This window comes from Enterobacter sp. 168J2, assembly GCF_034107265.1.
GTDB lineage: Bacteria > Pseudomonadota > Gammaproteobacteria > Enterobacterales > Enterobacteriaceae > Enterobacter > Enterobacter nematophilus.
Window position 1 is genome coordinate 1 of the sequence record NZ_JAWNEB010000007.1, and the last position, 15,178, is coordinate 15,178.

Genomic DNA, 15,178 nt, shown 5'->3' on the forward strand with positions numbered 1-15,178 from the left:
GCGGAACATTTCAACGCCAGTACAGGTAGACTTCGCAGTCTCTTTGATACCAACGATTTCAACTTCTTCACCAACTTTGATGATACCGCGCTCTACACGACCGGTAACAACTGTACCACGACCGGAGATGGAGAATACGTCTTCGATTGGCAGCAGGAATGGCTTGTCAATCGCACGCTCTGGTTCTGGGATGTAAGAATCCAGGTAGCCAGCCAGTTCGATGATTTTCGCTTCCCACTCTGCTTCGCCTTCCAGCGCTTTCAGCGCGGAACCACGAACGATAGGAGTGTCGTCGCCCGGGAAATCGTACTGAGACAGCAGTTCACGAACTTCCATCTCTACCAGTTCCAGCAGCTCTTCGTCATCAACCATGTCGCATTTGTTCAGGAACACGATGATGAAAGGAACGCCTACCTGACGACCCAGCAGGATGTGCTCACGAGTCTGAGGCATTGGGCCGTCAGTCGCAGCAACAACCAGGATCGCGCCGTCCATCTGCGCAGCACCGGTGATCATGTTTTTAACATAGTCGGCGTGGCCTGGGCAGTCTACGTGTGCGTAGTGGCGAGTCGGGGTGTCATATTCAACGTGAGAGGTGTTGATGGTGATACCACGAGCTTTTTCTTCTGGCGCGTTATCGATCTGGTCGAATGCACGAGCAGAACCACCGTAGGTTTTAGCCAGAACGGTAGTGATTGCAGCGGTCAGGGTAGTTTTACCATGGTCAACGTGGCCGATAGTACCAACGTTGACGTGCGGTTTTGTACGTTCAAATTTTTCTTTAGACACGGCTATATTCCTTACTATAGTGCTCTCCCCGCTGGAGAGAGCACGGGACTTAGGTTTTAATCCTGTGGATTACTTACCACGGGCTTCAATAACGGCCTGAGCAACGTTGTTAGGCGCATCATCATACTTCAGGAATTCCATGGTGTATGATGCACGACCTTTGGTCAGAGAACGCAGCTGAGTTGCATATCCGAACATTTCAGACAGCGGAACTTCAGCGTGGATCTTAACGCCAGTTACTTCGGATTCCTGACCACGCAGCATACCGCGACGACGGCTCAAGTCACCGATAACGTCACCGGTGTTCTCTTCAGGAGTTTCTACTTCAACCTTCATGATTGGCTCAAGCAGAACTGGTTTTGCTTTCTTAAAGCCTTCTTTAAAGGCAATAGACGCAGCCAGTTTAAACGCCAGTTCAGAGGAGTCAACGTCGTGGTAAGAACCGAAGTGCAGACGGATACCCATGTCAACAACCGGATAGCCAGCCAGAGGGCCCGCTTTCAGCTGTTCCTGGATGCCTTTATCAACGGCTGGGATGTATTCGCCAGGAATTACACCACCTTTGATGTCGTTGATGAACTCGTAACCTTTCGGGTTAGAGCCCGGCTCCAGTGGGTACATGTCGATCACAACGTGACCGTACTGACCGCGACCACCAGACTGCTTAGCGTGTTTACCTTCAACATCGGTAACTTTCGCGCGAATCGCTTCGCGGTAAGCAACCTGAGGTTTACCCACGTTCGCTTCAACGTTGAATTCACGCTTCATACGGTCAACGATGATGTCCAGGTGCAGTTCACCCATACCAGCGATGATGGTCTGGTTAGATTCTTCATCAGTCCATACGCGGAATGATGGGTCTTCTTTCGCCAGACGGCCCAGAGCCAGACCCATTTTTTCCTGGTCAGCTTTGGTTTTTGGTTCAACCGCGATGGAGATTACCGGCTCAGGGAATTCCATACGCTCCAGAATGATCGGGTGATCCGGGTCACACAGGGTGTCACCAGTGGTCACGTCTTTCAGACCGATAGCTGCAGCGATGTCGCCCGCACGAACTTCTTTGATCTCTTCACGTTTGTTAGCGTGCATCTGTACGATACGGCCAAAACGTTCACGCGCCGCTTTCACGGAGTTCAGGATGGTGTCACCGGAGTTAACCACACCAGAGTAAACGCGGAAGAAGGTCAGGTTACCCACGAATGGGTCGGTAGCAATTTTGAACGCCAGTGCAGAGAACGGCTCGTCATCACTTGCGTGACGCTCAGCCGGAGTATCTTTACCGTCGTCCAGGATGCCGTTGATCGCAGGAACGTCAACCGGGGATGGCAGGTAGTCAACTACCGCATCCAGCATCGCCTGAACACCTTTGTTCTTGAACGCAGAACCACAGGTTACCAGGATGATTTCGTTGTTCAGAACGCGCTGACGCAGAGCTTTTTTGATCTCTTCTTCAGACAGTTCTTCACCACCCAGGTATTTCTCCATCAGCTCTTCAGAAGCTTCAGCAGCGGATTCGATCAGGTTCTGGTGCCATTCGTCAGCCAGGTCCTGCATCTCAGCCGGGATATCTTCGTATTCGAAGGTAACGCCCTGGTCTGCATCGTTCCAGTTGATGGCTTTCATTTTCACCAGGTCGATAACGCCGGTGAAGCCTTCTTCAGCACCAATTGCCAGCTGCAGCGGAACAGGGTTCGCGCCCAGACGGGTTTTGATCTGGCCAACAACTTTCAGGAAGTTAGCACCCATACGGTCCATTTTGTTAACGAACGCGATGCGTGGAACTTTATATTTGTTCGCCTGACGCCATACGGTTTCAGACTGTGGCTGAACACCACCAACTGCGCAATAAACCATTACCGCGCCGTCAAGAACACGCATGGAACGTTCTACTTCGATGGTGAAGTCAACGTGGCCCGGGGTGTCGATGATGTTTACGCGATGCGGTTCGTACTGCTTAGCCATACCTGACCAGAATGCAGTAGTCGCTGCGGAGGTGATGGTAATACCACGCTCCTGCTCCTGTTCCATCCAGTCCATGGTGGCTGCGCCGTCATGAACTTCACCGATTTTATGGTTTACACCGGTGTAGAACAGAATACGTTCGGTAGTAGTGGTCTTACCGGCGTCGATGTGCGCACTGATACCGATGTTACGGTAGCGTGCGATGGGTGTTGTACGAGCCATTTGATTCCTCGTTTGTTTCTTTAGGCGTTCAGTTAAGTTACCCAGAGCGGGCGGCTTCTCTGAAGCGCCCGCCTGGTGACTAATACTCCGAAGGGATTACCAACGGTAGTGTGCGAACGCCTTGTTGGCTTCTGCCATACGGTGAACGTCTTCACGTTTCTTAACTGCAGTACCTTTGTTTTCTGCAGCATCAGAAAGTTCGTTCGCCAGACGCAGAGCCATGGATTTATCACCGCGTTTACGAGCAGCTTCAACGATCCAACGCATTGCCAGGGCATTACGACGAACCGGACGAACTTCAACTGGAACCTGATAAGTAGAACCACCAACGCGGCGGGACTTAACTTCTACAGTTGGGCGAACGTTGTCGAGAGCGACTTCGAAAGCTTCCAGTTCATTTTTACCAGAACGCTGAGCCAGGGTCTCCAGCGCGCTGTATACGATTGCTTCTGCAGTAGATTTTTTACCATCTACCATCAGGATATTTACAAATTTTGCCAGCAGTTCTGATCCGAACTTCGGATCTGGAAGAATTTTACGCTGACCAATGACGCGACGACGTGGCATGGGAATACTCCGTTGTTAATTCAGGATTGTCCAAAACTCTACGAGTTTAGTTTGACATTAAGATAAATCAGTTTGGCCTTACTTAACGGAGAACCATTAAGCCTTAGGACGCTTCACGCCGTACTTGGAGCGAGCCTGCTTACGGTCTTTAACACCTGAGCAGTCCAGCGCACCACGAACGGTGTGGTAACGAACACCCGGAAGGTCTTTAACACGACCGCCACGGATCAGGATCACGGAGTGCTCCTGCAGGTTGTGACCTTCACCACCGATGTAGGAAGTCACTTCGAAACCGTTAGTCAAACGCACACGGCATACTTTACGCAGTGCGGAGTTTGGTTTTTTAGGAGTGGTGGTATATACACGAGTACATACGCCACGTTTCTGCGGGCAGGCTTCCAGCGCAGGCACGTTGCTTTTTGCAACTTTGCGTGCACGTGGTTTGCGTACCAGCTGGTTAACTGTTGCCATTAAATAGCTCCTGGTTTTAGCTTTTGCTTCGTAAACACGTAATAAAACGACCTCATACAATATGAGGACGCGAAATTTTAGGGCTACGTCGAAAAGGTGTCAAGAAATATACAGCGATCTCAAATCACCAGTTCATTTGACTGGCGTGCGTCACAGTAAGATTGACGAAATCAGTATAGCCAACCACGTCAATTTTGGCTGAAATTTGACCAGAAAGACCCCGCGCATCCAGATCGTCCTTCAGCGCAGAGACAGTTATGGGGGCATTCGTGAGAATTTCAACGAAACGGCCGCCTTCAAGCGCCGCGAGCACGCCATCCTGAATCAGCAGCAGATCGTCACCTTCGCGCAGCATGCTCAACAGCGTGTCGATATCACATTGCCATGGTGAATGGCTGAGAATATGGAGCATGGAAGCCTCAGAAAGTCAGAATGGTGTCGTAGTGGGATAGTTGTTCACGCATTGCTGCGGCAGGTAAGGTCGTCACATCCAGCACAAAAGGCGTCTTATCGCTTAAACCGCGGGCCGTTAAAGAGTCGGCACAGACATAGCAGCTTTCAATATCGTAAAGCGGCAGCACTTTGAAGGTGGCGATGTAGTCGCGCGCCAGAATGGCCTGCGGCTGTTGGCCCGCCAGAAGCTGAAGCACGCCGTCCCCCAGAAAGAAGACGCCGATATCTTCTGTTAATGCCGATGTCGCGAGCAGCGCATCCAGTCCTTCGCGGCCAGAGGCACTGCCGTGCGGCGCAGAAGTAAAAATAAATGCCACACGCTTCATCAGAATTGCACCACTCTGTCGCAGGTTAACGCCGCCTGAGCCAATGCGCCCAGACCACTCAATGAAAAACCAGGCTGCAGGTTAGCGCCCGATAACCCCAGGCGTTCGGCTTCGGCTGCATCCGTCACGCCGCGACGCAGTGCCGCCGCCACGCAGATATGCAGCTCTACGCCCTGCTTTTCATTTAACGCCTGCCAGGCGCGGACCAGGTCAAACTCGTCGCTCGCCGGCGACGTAAACTGGTTCGCGTTATACACCCCTTCCCGATAGAAAAAGACGCTCGCCAGTTCGTGTCCGGCCGCCAGCAGCGCATGCGCAAACTGCAGCGCGCTGCTGGCCTGCTGAGTTCCATACGCCGGGCCCGTCACCATTAGCGCAAAACGCATTACTTATCCTGCCCCACGAAATCGCCGCTTTTGAACTGACGGATGTAGAGGTAAACCGTATGCTTGGAGATGTTCAGACGATCGGCCACCTGGTTGATGGCATCTTTAATGTCGAAAATCCCTTTCTCGTAGAGATTAAGTACGATCTGGCGATTCTTGGCGTTGTTCGATACGTTGCGGTCGGCATTGACCTCTTCAATAGTGAACTCAAGCGTCTGCGTGACGAGATCTTCAACGGAGGAGGCAAAGTTAACAGAAGAGCCAACGTCTGGCGTTTCTGGTGGAATAAAGGTGCTCATGATCTGCGAGAATGGCACATCAAGGTTCATGTTGATGCACAGCAGTCCAATCACACGATGCTCGCGGTTTCGAATCGCGATGGTTTCTGATTTCATCAGCACGCCGCTTTTGGCGCGGGTGAAATAACATTTTGAGACGCTGCTGTCCGCGCCGGTCATGTCATGCAACATACGCAATGCAAGGTCGGTAATTGGCGAACCAATTTTACGGCCGGTATGCTCACCATTAGCAATGCGGATGGCGGAACACTTCAGATCTTGCAGGGAGTGCAATACGATTTCGCAGTGGGAACCAATGAGCATCGCTAACCCGTCCACTACCGCTTCATAGGATTTCAGAATATCGAAGTCGGTCTGGTCAAAAGGACGTTGATCCAGCAAATCAAGTTCACTGGTTTCGTTGGTTAAAAGCGACCTGGACATGAAAAAAACACTCCTTTTCAGGAGCCTGTCGTTAGGTTTTCAGGGCAGGCTCATTATCTACACGGACAACTAAATTAATACAGCGTGCCTAACGCTTTCCAGTGTTAATTATATCTGCCCCACAATAAAAAAACCGCCGCCTTAAAAGGCGGCGGTTTGCATCACATTACTTCTTAGCGTCTGTCGCAGCTTTCTGATCTGCCTGCGCTTCCGGTTTCGCATCCGCTTTCGGCGCTGGTTTGATGTCCAGCAGCTCTACGTCGAAGACCAGCGTGGAGTTAGCCGGGATACCCGGAACGCCAGTTTTGCCATAGGCCAGATCCGGTGGGATAACCAGCTTGATTTTGCCGCCTTTCTTGATGTTTTTCAGGCCTTCAGTCCAGCCAGGGATTACACCGTCAAGACGGAAGGAAAGAGGTTCACCACGGGTGTAAGAGTTGTCGAACTCTTTACCGTCGATCAGCGTACCTTTGTAGTTCACTACAACAGTGTCGCTGTCTTTAGGCGCATCACCGGTACCTTCTTTCTCAACTTTGTACACCAGGCCAGTAGAGGAGGTTTTCACACCCTTCTCTTTAGCAAAGGTATCGCGGTAGGCTTTGCCTTTCGCTTCGTTGTCTTTAGCGTCCGCTTCCATCTTGGTCTGAGCGGCACCCTTCACGCGCGCTTCGAACGCCTGCAGAGTCTGTTCGATTTCCTGGTCAGAAAGTTTGCTCTTATCAGCAAAGGCGTCCTGAACACCCGCGATCAGCTGGGCTTTATCCAGTTTGATGCCCAATTTCTCTTGTTCTTTCAGAGAGTTTTCCATGTAGCGGCCCAGAGATGCGCCCAGTGCGTAGGCGGATTTCTGGTCGTCATTTTTGAACGCCGCTTTGCTGTCTGCAGTGGCAGCAGGCTTCGCAGCAGTATCAGCAGCGAATGACAGCGGCGCGTTCAGTGCAACAGCCATCGTCGTCGCCAGCAGCGTTACTTTAAACAGTGATTTCATCCATATCTCCAGGGCCTGGGGACTCTCACCCCAGCGTTAAACGTAAATGAGTGACGTACTATAAAACGTTGCGGAAGAAATCTACAGACAGACACTTCCAATTCTCGCCACTTTTCAGACTATTTTTGTTTAAATAAGTTTCTTGCCAACGGGATAGAGACTGCACTTCAGGATAAACTCAGTTAAACTGCGCCGCCGCTGGGCCAATATGGCGTATCAGATATAAACGAGGTGAATGATGAAGGACACAACGATAGAAGCGAGAATGGCTGAGCTGGAAAGCCGCCTGGCTTTTCAGGACATCACCATCGAAGAGCTTAACCAGACCGTGACCGCGCACGAACTCGAAATGGCGAAACTGCGGGATCATATGCGCCTGCTGACGGAAAAACTGAAGGCGACGCAGCCGTCAAACATTGCCTCACAGTCAGAAGAGACGCCACCACCTCATTATTGAGGCGTAAAAAAGCGGGATTATCCCGCTTTTTTATTTTCCGCATGACGGAATTAGTGGCAACCGCAGCCGCCGTTGCCGCAACCACCTTTACCGTGGCCGTGGTCATGACCATGGTCGTGGCCGTGACCACCGCAGCAGCCGTCGTGGCCGTGATCGTGATCGTGGTCGTGACCGTGCGCACCGTGAACGTGGCCATGAGCCAGCTCTTCTTCGGTCGCTTCGCGGATCGCAACAACTTCTACGTTGAACTTCAGGTTCTGGCCAGCCAGCATGTGGTTGCCGTCAACCACAACGTGGTCGTCTTCAACTTCAGTGATTTCAACAGGAACCGGACCCTGGTCAGTTTCAGCCAGGAAGCGCATGCCAACCTGCAGCTCGTCAACGCCCATGAATACGTCTTTAGGAACACGCTGAACCAGGTTGTCGTCATACTGACCGTAAGCGTCGTTCGCGCCTACAGCAACGTCGAATTTATCGCCAACTTCATGACCTTCCAGCGCAGTTTCCAGGCCGGAAATCAGGGAACCGTGACCATGCAGGTAGTCCAGCGGCGCACTCACCGGAGACTCATCAACCAACACACCGTCTTCTGTACGTACCTGATAGGCCAGGCTGACCACCAGGTCTTTTGCTACTTTCATGATATCTCCTGAGCGTGGGAAAATTGCTGGCGCAGATTGTAGCGGAAATCTGCACCCGTGTACCCTTAAGCTTAAAAAAACTCAGAGCATATCGCTAGTCTGGATGAAAAATGCCGATCACTTGCTCTTCTTTGCGAACGTGATCGCGTGCTTCTTTGTCGGCCTCACGCATCTGGTGACCGCACTTAACACACTCAACTATATCAATATTATTTTCGCGCCACATGGCCAGCGTATCTTGAGCCTGGCAAGACGGGCACTTTGCACCCGCGATAAAGCGTTTACGTACAGCCATCTTTCGTTACCCTTTATTCAAATTCATCCCAGCCGTCGAGCTGGCGTCGTTCCTGTTGCATCTCTCGCTGGAAGATCTCCTCCAGCTCGCGCCGCGCTTCCCGCACGCGGGAGATCTGCGCCGTATCGGTGTGTACCGGCATCAGCTCGCGCAGCATTCGCATATCCAGCCGGCGGAAGTGCATCTGGGCGCGCTGCGCCTGGTGAGGATGCATCCCCAGGGAGATTAACGCCTTACGCCCCAACTCCAGCGCGCTGGAGAACGTTTCGCGGGAGAAGTGTTTCACACCTGCCTGCAACAATTCGTGAGCTTCAACACGTCCCCGGGCACGCGCCAGAATATGCAGGTGCGGGAAGTGCTGCTGACACAGCTCCACCAGCTTCATCGTGTCTTCCGGATCGTTGCAGGTGATGACGATAGACTCCGCGGCTTCCGCCCCGGCCGAGCGCAGAAGCTCAAGCTGGGTGGCATCGCCGTAATAGACCTTGTAGCCATATTTGCGCATCAGGTTGACCGCGCTGATATCGCGCTCCAGCACCGTAATGCGCATTTTGTTCGCCATCAACAGGCGGCCAATCACCTGCCCGAAGCGGCCGAAGCCCACGACAATCACCTGCGGCTTATCATCTTCCACCCACGGCGCTTCATCTTCATCGTCTGCCGGATTCAGGCGGCGCGACAGGAGCTTATCCACCATCTTCATCAGCAGCGGCGTGGTCATCATCGACAGCGTGACCGTCACCAGCAGCAGTGCCATCTGGTCATCTTTAAACAGCTTCTGGGAGGAGGCGGTGGAGAACAGCACAAACGCAAACTCGCCTCCCTGGCTCAACACGCTGGCAAACTGCATGCGTTCCGAACTGCGCAACCCGTAGATACGCGCCATGACGTACAGCACCAGCGTTTTCACCGCCACCAGGATCGCAACACTCACCACAACCCAGAGCAGATGGGTATAAAGCACGCCAAGATTGAGCGCCATTCCCACCGAAATAAAGAACAGGCCTAACAGCAGCCCTTTGAAGGGATCGATAGCAATTTCCAGCTCGTGCCGATATTCACTCTCCGCCAGCAGCACGCCGGCAATAAAGGTGCCCAGTGCCATCGACAGCCCCAGCGCGTCCATAAACAGCGCGGAGCCGAGCACCAGCAGCAGCGTCGCGGCGGTAAACACCTCGCGCACGCCCGAGGCGGCAATAAAGCGAAACACCGGACGTAACAGGAAACGTCCGCCAATCAGCATGCCCGCGAAGGCCAGCACCTTCATGGAAATTTTTGCCCAGTCGAAGTGATCGTCGCCCGAGCCCGCCAGCAGCGGCACCAGCGCCAGCGCCGGGATCACCGCTAAATCCTGGAACAGCAGTACCGAAAAGCCCAGCTGTCCGGCCTCATTGCGGTTCATCCCCTTGTCGCGCATCAGCTGCAGCGCCATCGCCGTCGACGACATTGCGAGACCAATCCCACCAATCACAGCCGCCTGCCAGGAAAAGTTGGTCAGCATTAACAGGCCTGCCAGAATCGCGGCGCTAAACAGCACCTGCGCGGCGCCCACGCCAAAGATAGAGCGTCGAAGCTGCCACAGCTTCGAGGGGTTCAGTTCGAGGCCGATGATGAACATCAGAAACACCACGCCGAGCTCCGAGAAGTGGAGAATTTCATCCACGTCACTGATGAAACCCAGTCCCCATGGGCCAATGGCAATCCCCGCGAGCAAATACCCCAGCACCGCCCCGATGCCGATACGGGCGGCAAGCGGCACCGCGACAACGGCGGCAAATAAAAACAGCACCCCGGCGAGGAGTAAATTCGATCCTTCCATTAACGACCCCCTGCCGGAATCGGTGATGCCAGCCATTCACCGTAGGCTCTGGCGTGGCTTGCCAGCTCTTTCGGATCCTGACGTCGTGCCCAGTAAACGATAATCGGGCTCATCCAGTGCATGCGGCACATGGCCGCCGTCAGCTCGAAAGGCCGCAGGATGTCGCTCATCGGATAGCGGTTCAGCCCGTCGTGACGGTAAGCGCTTTCGGGTTCACCGGTGGTAATCACGCTGCGCCAGTACTTTCCCGCCAGCTGGTTGCCCCCCACCCCGCTGGAGAAGCCCCGGCTCAGCACGCGGTCCAGCCACTCTTTGAGCAGTGCCGGGCAGCTATAGGTATAAAGCGGATGCTGGAACACGATAACGTCATGCTGACGCAGCAGTTCCTGCTCATAAGGAATATCAATAAAGAAATCAGGATAGTGCGCGTAGAGATCGTGCACCGTTACGTTACTGAGCTGTGTGGCCGGCTTAAGCAGCACCCGGTTCGCCACCGAGTCCTGAGATTCCGGATGGGCATACAGCAGCAGCACTTTTGCTGTCTGAGACATCATTCCCCTCCCGGTCTTGTTTCTGTTTTTGTGTATCGTCGTTGTTTTGGGCTACCATGGCGGCCCGGTGCGGAAAATGGCCCACACCTTACATTATCATAATGACAAATTAACATAGTCGGAACATACGGCGCTTCTATGATTGTTTTCTCCTCGTTACAAATTCGTCGCGGCGTGCGCGTCCTGCTGGATAACGCCACTGCTACCATCAACCCGGGCCAGAAAGTGGGTCTGGTCGGCAAAAACGGCTGCGGTAAATCCACCCTGCTGGCGCTGCTGAAAAACGAGATTAGCGCGGATGGCGGTAACTTTACCTTCCCGGGGAACTGGCAGCTTGCGTGGGTAAATCAGGAGACGCCAGCCCTGAGCGAACCGGCGCTCGACTATGTTATCGACGGCGATCGCGAATACCGCAAGCTCGAAGCGGAGCTCAATGCGGCCAACGAGCGCAACGACGGTCACGCCATCGCTACCGTTCACGGTAAGCTGGACGCCATCGACGCGTGGACCATTCGCTCCCGCGCCTCCAGCCTGCTGCACGGCCTGGGCTTCAGTAATGAACAGCTTGAACGCCCGGTCAGCGATTTCTCCGGCGGCTGGCGCATGCGCCTCAACCTGGCGCAGGCGCTGATCTGCCGCTCAGACCTGCTCCTGCTCGATGAACCGACCAACCACCTCGATCTCGATGCGGTTATTTGGCTGGAGAAGTGGCTCAAGAGCTATCAGGGCACTCTGATTCTCATCTCCCACGACCGCGACTTCCTCGACCCGGTGGTGGATAAAATCATTCATATCGAACAGCAAACCATGTTCGAGTACACCGGCAACTACAGCTCCTTCGAGCGCCAGCGCGCGACGCGCCTTGCCCAGCAGCAGTCCATGTACGAAAGCCAGCAGCAGCGCGTGGCGCACCTGCAGAGCTTCGTGGATCGCTTTAAGGCCAAGGCGTCAAAAGCCAAGCAGGCCCAGAGCCGCATCAAGATGCTGGAACGCATGGAGATGATTGCCCCGGCACACGTGGATAACCCGTTCCACTTCAGCTTCCGCGCGCCGGAAAGCCTGCCGAACCCGCTTCTGAAGATGGAAAAGGTCAGCGCTGGCTATGGGGATCGCATCATCCTCGACTCCATCAAGCTTAACCTGGTGCCGGGTTCGCGCATTGGCCTGCTGGGGCGCAACGGCGCCGGTAAATCGACGCTAATCAAGCTGCTTGCGGGCGAGCTTAACCCAATCAGCGGTGAAATCGGCCTGGCGAAGGGCATCAAGCTGGGCTATTTCGCCCAGCATCAGCTGGAATTTTTACGCGCGGATGAATCCCCAATTCAGCACCTCGCGCGTCTTGCACCGCAGGAAATGGAGCAGAAGCTGCGCGACTATCTCGGCGGCTTCGGCTTCCAGGGCGATAAGGTGACTGAAAACACCGAGCGTTTCTCCGGCGGCGAAAAGGCCCGTCTGGTGCTGGCGCTGATCGTCTGGCAGCGCCCTAACCTGCTGCTGCTCGATGAACCGACCAACCACCTGGATCTCGACATGCGCCAGGCGCTGACCGAAGCGCTAATTGAGTTCGAAGGCGCGCTGGTGGTGGTTTCGCACGACCGCCACCTGATCCGCTCCACCACGGACGATCTCTACCTGGTACACGGCGGTAAAGTCGAACCGTTCGACGGCGACCTGGAAGACTACCAGCAGTGGCTGACGGACGTACAGAAACAGGAAAACCAGCCTGAAGAGTCAGCCAAAGACAACGCCAACAGCGCGCAGTCACGTAAAGACCAGAAGCGTCGCGAAGCGGAACTGCGCACCCAGACCCAGCCGCTGCGTAAAGAGATTGCCCGTCTTGAAAAAGAGATGGAAAAGCTCAACGCCACGCTTGCCGCCGTTGAAGAGAAGCTCGGCGATAGCGGTCTGTACGATCAGAGCCGTAAAGCCGAGCTGACGGACTGCCTGCAAACCCAGGCGAAGACCAAATCCAGCCTCGAAGAGTGCGAAATGGCGTGGCTGGACGCCCAGGAACAGCTGGAAGCGATGCTGCAGGCAGACTAACACGCCGGGAGGGTTATGGGTTTCGATATCACGAGCGAAATTACATTCCGCAAGCTCAGCATCTTCATGACGTTTATGGAGAAGGGCAATATCGCGCGTACCGCCGAAACGCTGGGGCTGAGCGGCGTCAGCGTACACCGGGCGTTGCATACCTTGGAAGAGAACGTCCGCTGCCCCCTCTTTACCCACAAAGGGCGTAACCTGGTTGCCCTTCCCTCGGCGTGGACGCTGCTGGAGTATTGCCAGGAAGTTATGCAGGTGATGGAGCGCGGGCTGGAAGAATCCCGCAAAGTCGCCGGTATTGGTCAGGGACGGTTGCGCGTCGGCACGCTCTACTCGCTGACGCTGGAAACCGTGCCGCGCCTGATTATGGGCATGAAGCTGCGTCGTCCGGATCTGGAGATGGATCTAACCATGGGCTCCAACGATACGTTGCTGCACATGCTCGATGACGGTACGCTGGACGCGATCCTCATCTCGATTTCCGAAAGCGACATCGACCGCAACAGCCTTGAAGTCCTGCCCCTGTTTCATGATGACATTTTCCTGGCCGCTCCGGCCTCTGCCACGCTGAATACCGGCGGGCTGGCGGATTTACGCGATTACAAAGATCAGAAATTTGTCTCACTGGCAGAAGGGTTCGCCACCTATGCGGGGTTCCAGGAAGCATTTCATATCGCCGGATTTGAACCGGAAATTGTCACCCGCGTGAATGACATTTTCTCAATGCTAAGCCTGGTTCAGGCTGGCGTGGGCTTTACGCTGATGCCGGGCAGGATGAAGAAGGTATATGAAAATTCCGTGCAGCTGTTAAAGCTGGCACAGCCGTACCAGATGCAGCAGCTGATCGCGATTGTCTTTGCCCGCAACCGCGAGCAGGACCCGAGCCTGCGGGCATTAGCCGCCGAGGGGCGGATGTATGCGCGCAGCCTGCAGGAGGATGCCTGACGTAGCGCCACCGGGCTAAAAATTCACGCACGAAGCCTTTCTGCCAGATGCACCGCCACGTCCACGCCGCTGCGCTCCAGCGAAATTGTCTCCCCTTCCCACGCCGCCTGACGCGTCAGGCAGGTCAGAACGCCGCCGGGCGGCATCTCGATCGCCAGCCGGGCTTCACGTTCGTTCGCGGCTATCACTGCCTCCTGCCAGCGCACGGTGCGCGCCATATTCATTGCCAGATCGTCAGCGATTTTTTCCGGCTGCCAGAGCACGCGGCGGGTACTGCCGCTCAGGTACGCACAGCGTGGACGAGCCAGCGTGACGGACTCAAATGCCGCCGCCAGCTTTTGTGCCGGTTCCGCCAGCAGTTCACAGTGGGATGGTACGCTGACAGCCAGCCTTTGCGCTTTGCTCGCACCTTTTTCCAGGGCGCGTTTTGCCACCAGTGCCATCCCTTCATCGGATCCGGCAATGACGATCTGCGTTTCGGCATTCAGGTTTGCAATATACGTTCCGCTACCCTCGACTAGCTGTTCCACCTGCGACAGGGTTAAGCCCATGATGGCCGTCAGGCCGTAACCGTGCGGCCAGGCCTGTTCCATCAGGTCGCCGCGCAGCGCCACAAGCTTAAGCGCGTCCGTAAATTCCAGCGCCCCTGCCACCACCGCTGCGGGGTAAGCGCCAATCGATAAACCGCTGACGATGTCAGGTGACACGCCACATCGCTCCAGCTCGCGCGCCCAGGCGACACCAGCGATGAGCAGAGAAAGCTGCACCGCACGGGTATGGGTTAACGAGGCGGCACTGTCCAGCGTATCAACTTCGGCGCCCAGCACCTCACGCGCCTGAGCCAGTTCCGTTCCCGGCAGGTTTTGCAGCATACCTTCATGCTGCGTGCCCTGACCCGGAAAGGTAAACAGTATTTTCATCACTCCTCCCTGCGCCATGGGTCTGCCACCAGGCGTGGCCCACGGCGGGTTTTCAGCAGCGTTTTACCGTCGCGCAGCCACTCCGCCAGCGCGAATCCGCCTTCAGGCGTATCCACCTGCGTATCAGCCCGGCACAGCGTACCATTCAACTGCAACTGCCAGGCGGCAAACGCGTCAGGTGATATCGGCTGCGGGGCGCGGATCAGCAGATCGAGATCGCTGTCGGCATGGATCACCGGAATGCCGGTCGCCAGCGCGTAGCCGGTGCTGCCGGTTATGCCCCACGTCCACGGCCACGACTGCTGCGCAAGCTGCAGCGCCACCTGAACCGGTGGCTGGGTGACAAACGGCGAACGCAGCAGTTCGGCGGTGGCGCACAGGTCTTCAGGAGACACCACGCGGCGTACGTTTTCCGTCTTCACCCATCCGGCCGCCCGCTGGTCGCGGCGCAGTCCGCGCACGCCAACGGGGATTCGGCCATCGTTATCAACATCACGCCGCACCACCACCGGCAGGCCGGTATGCCAGGCGGCATCCACCCAGGATTCGGTAATCCCTTCCAGCGCGTCGCGCGAGGTAAGCCAGATGAGGTCGTGGGGGCGTAATGTTGTGGTCATG

Annotated in this window: 18 protein-coding genes; 3 read left to right on the plus strand and 15 right to left on the minus strand. The window is 55.3% G+C overall.

Going from position 1 to position 15,178, the window contains the following annotated elements; all coding sequences use genetic code 11:
* From tuf to fkpA, 9 genes are all read right to left on the minus strand, one after another.
* A partial coding sequence (gene tuf / locus USG84_RS17485) for an elongation factor Tu (RefSeq protein ID WP_320738394.1) occupies positions 1–789 on the minus strand: 789 nt, incomplete at its 3' end.
* A 69-nt stretch (positions 790–858) separates the two neighbouring features.
* Entirely contained in the window at positions 859–2,973 is a 2,115-nt protein-coding gene (fusA, locus tag USG84_RS17490) for an elongation factor G (RefSeq protein WP_028014637.1), read from the minus strand.
* Between the two features lie 96 nt (positions 2,974–3,069).
* Positions 3,070–3,540 (minus strand): 30S ribosomal protein S7, encoded by a 471-nt coding sequence (gene rpsG / locus USG84_RS17495; protein WP_003861706.1) that lies wholly within the window; start codon positions 3,538–3,540, stop codon positions 3,070–3,072.
* A gap of 96 nt (positions 3,541–3,636) precedes the next feature.
* A complete protein-coding gene (gene rpsL, locus USG84_RS17500) occupies positions 3,637–4,011 on the minus strand; it encodes a 30S ribosomal protein S12 (RefSeq protein WP_000246815.1) in 375 nt (124 codons plus the stop codon).
* A 124-nt stretch (positions 4,012–4,135) separates the two neighbouring features.
* On the minus strand, positions 4,136–4,423 hold the full coding sequence (gene tusB, locus USG84_RS17505) for a sulfurtransferase complex subunit TusB (RefSeq protein ID WP_041911943.1): 288 nt from the start codon (positions 4,421–4,423) through the stop codon (positions 4,136–4,138).
* Positions 4,424–4,430: 7 nt separating this feature from the next.
* Positions 4,431–4,790, minus strand: a complete 360-nt coding sequence (gene tusC, locus USG84_RS17510; protein WP_151412449.1) for a sulfurtransferase complex subunit TusC — start codon at positions 4,788–4,790, stop codon at positions 4,431–4,433.
* Positions 4,790–5,176 (minus strand): sulfurtransferase complex subunit TusD, encoded by a 387-nt coding sequence (tusD, locus tag USG84_RS17515; RefSeq protein ID WP_028014640.1) that lies wholly within the window; start codon positions 5,174–5,176, stop codon positions 4,790–4,792. Before tusD ends, tusC begins: the two co-directional genes overlap by 1 nt.
* Positions 5,176–5,898 carry a transcriptional regulator gene (locus USG84_RS17520; RefSeq protein WP_014885489.1) on the minus strand — a complete coding sequence of 241 codons (723 nt, stop codon included), beginning with the start codon at positions 5,896–5,898 and terminating at the stop codon, positions 5,176–5,178. Before USG84_RS17520 ends, tusD begins: the two co-directional genes overlap by 1 nt.
* Before the next feature lie 166 nt (positions 5,899–6,064).
* Positions 6,065–6,886 (minus strand): FKBP-type peptidyl-prolyl cis-trans isomerase, encoded by an 822-nt coding sequence (gene fkpA / locus USG84_RS17525; protein WP_023331457.1) that lies wholly within the window; start codon positions 6,884–6,886, stop codon positions 6,065–6,067.
* A 238-nt stretch (positions 6,887–7,124) separates the two neighbouring features.
* On the opposite strand from fkpA, the gene USG84_RS17530 reads away from it, so the two are divergent.
* The gene (locus tag USG84_RS17530; RefSeq protein ID WP_008503009.1) at positions 7,125–7,343 is read left to right on the plus strand and encodes a protein SlyX; all 219 of its coding nucleotides are present in this window, start codon (positions 7,125–7,127) and stop codon (positions 7,341–7,343) included.
* Between the two features lie 50 nt (positions 7,344–7,393).
* Here the strand turns inward: USG84_RS17530 and slyD are convergent, their stop codons facing one another.
* The 4 genes from slyD to kefG all read right to left on the minus strand — a co-directional run bounded on the left by slyD (position 7,394) and on the right by kefG (position 10,652).
* On the minus strand, positions 7,394–7,984 hold the full coding sequence (slyD, locus tag USG84_RS17535) for a peptidylprolyl isomerase (RefSeq protein WP_003861691.1): 591 nt from the start codon (positions 7,982–7,984) through the stop codon (positions 7,394–7,396).
* 94 nt (positions 7,985–8,078) lie between these two features.
* On the minus strand, positions 8,079–8,279 hold the full coding sequence (locus USG84_RS17540) for a YheV family putative zinc ribbon protein (protein ID WP_003861689.1): 201 nt from the start codon (positions 8,277–8,279) through the stop codon (positions 8,079–8,081).
* 13 nt (positions 8,280–8,292) lie between these two features.
* Positions 8,293–10,098: a glutathione-regulated potassium-efflux system protein KefB gene (gene kefB, locus USG84_RS17545; protein ID WP_061096899.1), complete on the minus strand. Its 1,806-nt coding sequence runs from the start codon at positions 10,096–10,098 to the stop codon at positions 8,293–8,295.
* Entirely contained in the window at positions 10,098–10,652 is a 555-nt protein-coding gene (kefG, locus tag USG84_RS17550) for a glutathione-regulated potassium-efflux system ancillary protein KefG (RefSeq protein WP_021242220.1), read from the minus strand. The genes kefB and kefG overlap by 1 nt, the downstream gene beginning before the upstream one ends.
* Positions 10,653–10,787: 135 nt before the next feature.
* On the opposite strand from kefG, the gene USG84_RS17555 reads away from it, so the two are divergent.
* Together USG84_RS17555 and USG84_RS17560 are read left to right on the plus strand one after the other, a co-directional pair.
* The gene (locus USG84_RS17555; protein ID WP_320738395.1) at positions 10,788–12,692 is read left to right on the plus strand and encodes an ABC transporter ATP-binding protein; all 1,905 of its coding nucleotides are present in this window, start codon (positions 10,788–10,790) and stop codon (positions 12,690–12,692) included.
* A 15-nt stretch (positions 12,693–12,707) separates the two neighbouring features.
* Positions 12,708–13,640, plus strand: coding sequence for a LysR substrate-binding domain-containing protein (locus tag USG84_RS17560; RefSeq protein WP_320738396.1), 933 nt, complete (start codon positions 12,708–12,710; stop codon positions 13,638–13,640).
* A 23-nt stretch (positions 13,641–13,663) separates the two neighbouring features.
* Here USG84_RS17560 and mdcH read toward each other — a convergent pair whose 3' ends face one another.
* Both mdcH and USG84_RS17570 read right to left on the minus strand, forming a co-directional pair.
* The gene (gene mdcH / locus USG84_RS17565; RefSeq protein ID WP_151412448.1) at positions 13,664–14,560 is read right to left on the minus strand and encodes a malonate decarboxylase subunit epsilon; all 897 of its coding nucleotides are present in this window, start codon (positions 14,558–14,560) and stop codon (positions 13,664–13,666) included.
* Positions 14,560–15,177: a malonate decarboxylase holo-ACP synthase gene (locus USG84_RS17570; protein ID WP_320738397.1), complete on the minus strand. Its 618-nt coding sequence runs from the start codon at positions 15,175–15,177 to the stop codon at positions 14,560–14,562. Before USG84_RS17570 ends, mdcH begins: the two co-directional genes overlap by 1 nt.
* Position 15,178 lies beyond the last annotated feature (1 nt).

Bases quoted from the DNA above. Each gene is read 5' to 3' on its own strand.
- fusA (WP_028014637.1), bottom strand. From the start codon at position 2,973: ATGGCTCGTACAACACCCATCGCACGCTACCGTAACATCGGTATCAGT.
- rpsG (WP_003861706.1), bottom strand. From the start codon at position 3,540: ATGCCACGTCGTCGCGTCATTGGTCAGCGTAAAATTCTTCCAGATCCG.
- rpsL (WP_000246815.1), bottom strand. From the start codon at position 4,011: ATGGCAACAGTTAACCAGCTGGTACGCAAACCACGTGCACGCAAAGTT.
- tusB (WP_041911943.1), bottom strand. From the start codon at position 4,423: ATGCTCCATATTCTCAGCCATTCACCATGGCAATGTGATATCGACACG.
- tusC (WP_151412449.1), bottom strand. From the start codon at position 4,790: ATGAAGCGTGTGGCATTTATTTTTACTTCTGCGCCGCACGGCAGTGCC.
- tusD (WP_028014640.1), bottom strand. From the start codon at position 5,176: ATGCGTTTTGCGCTAATGGTGACGGGCCCGGCGTATGGAACTCAGCAG.
- USG84_RS17520 (WP_014885489.1), bottom strand. From the start codon at position 5,898: ATGTCCAGGTCGCTTTTAACCAACGAAACCAGTGAACTTGATTTGCTG.
- fkpA (WP_023331457.1), bottom strand. From the start codon at position 6,886: ATGAAATCACTGTTTAAAGTAACGCTGCTGGCGACGACGATGGCTGTT.
- USG84_RS17530 (WP_008503009.1), top strand. From the start codon at position 7,125: ATGAAGGACACAACGATAGAAGCGAGAATGGCTGAGCTGGAAAGCCGC.
- slyD (WP_003861691.1), bottom strand. From the start codon at position 7,984: ATGAAAGTAGCAAAAGACCTGGTGGTCAGCCTGGCCTATCAGGTACGT.
- USG84_RS17540 (WP_003861689.1), bottom strand. From the start codon at position 8,279: ATGGCTGTACGTAAACGCTTTATCGCGGGTGCAAAGTGCCCGTCTTGC.
- kefB (WP_061096899.1), bottom strand. From the start codon at position 10,098: ATGGAAGGATCGAATTTACTCCTCGCCGGGGTGCTGTTTTTATTTGCC.
- kefG (WP_021242220.1), bottom strand. From the start codon at position 10,652: ATGATGTCTCAGACAGCAAAAGTGCTGCTGCTGTATGCCCATCCGGAA.
- USG84_RS17555 (WP_320738395.1), top strand. From the start codon at position 10,788: ATGATTGTTTTCTCCTCGTTACAAATTCGTCGCGGCGTGCGCGTCCTG.
- USG84_RS17560 (WP_320738396.1), top strand. From the start codon at position 12,708: ATGGGTTTCGATATCACGAGCGAAATTACATTCCGCAAGCTCAGCATC.
- mdcH (WP_151412448.1), bottom strand. From the start codon at position 14,560: ATGAAAATACTGTTTACCTTTCCGGGTCAGGGCACGCAGCATGAAGGT.
- USG84_RS17570 (WP_320738397.1), bottom strand. From the start codon at position 15,177: ATGACCACAACATTACGCCCCCACGACCTCATCTGGCTTACCTCGCGC.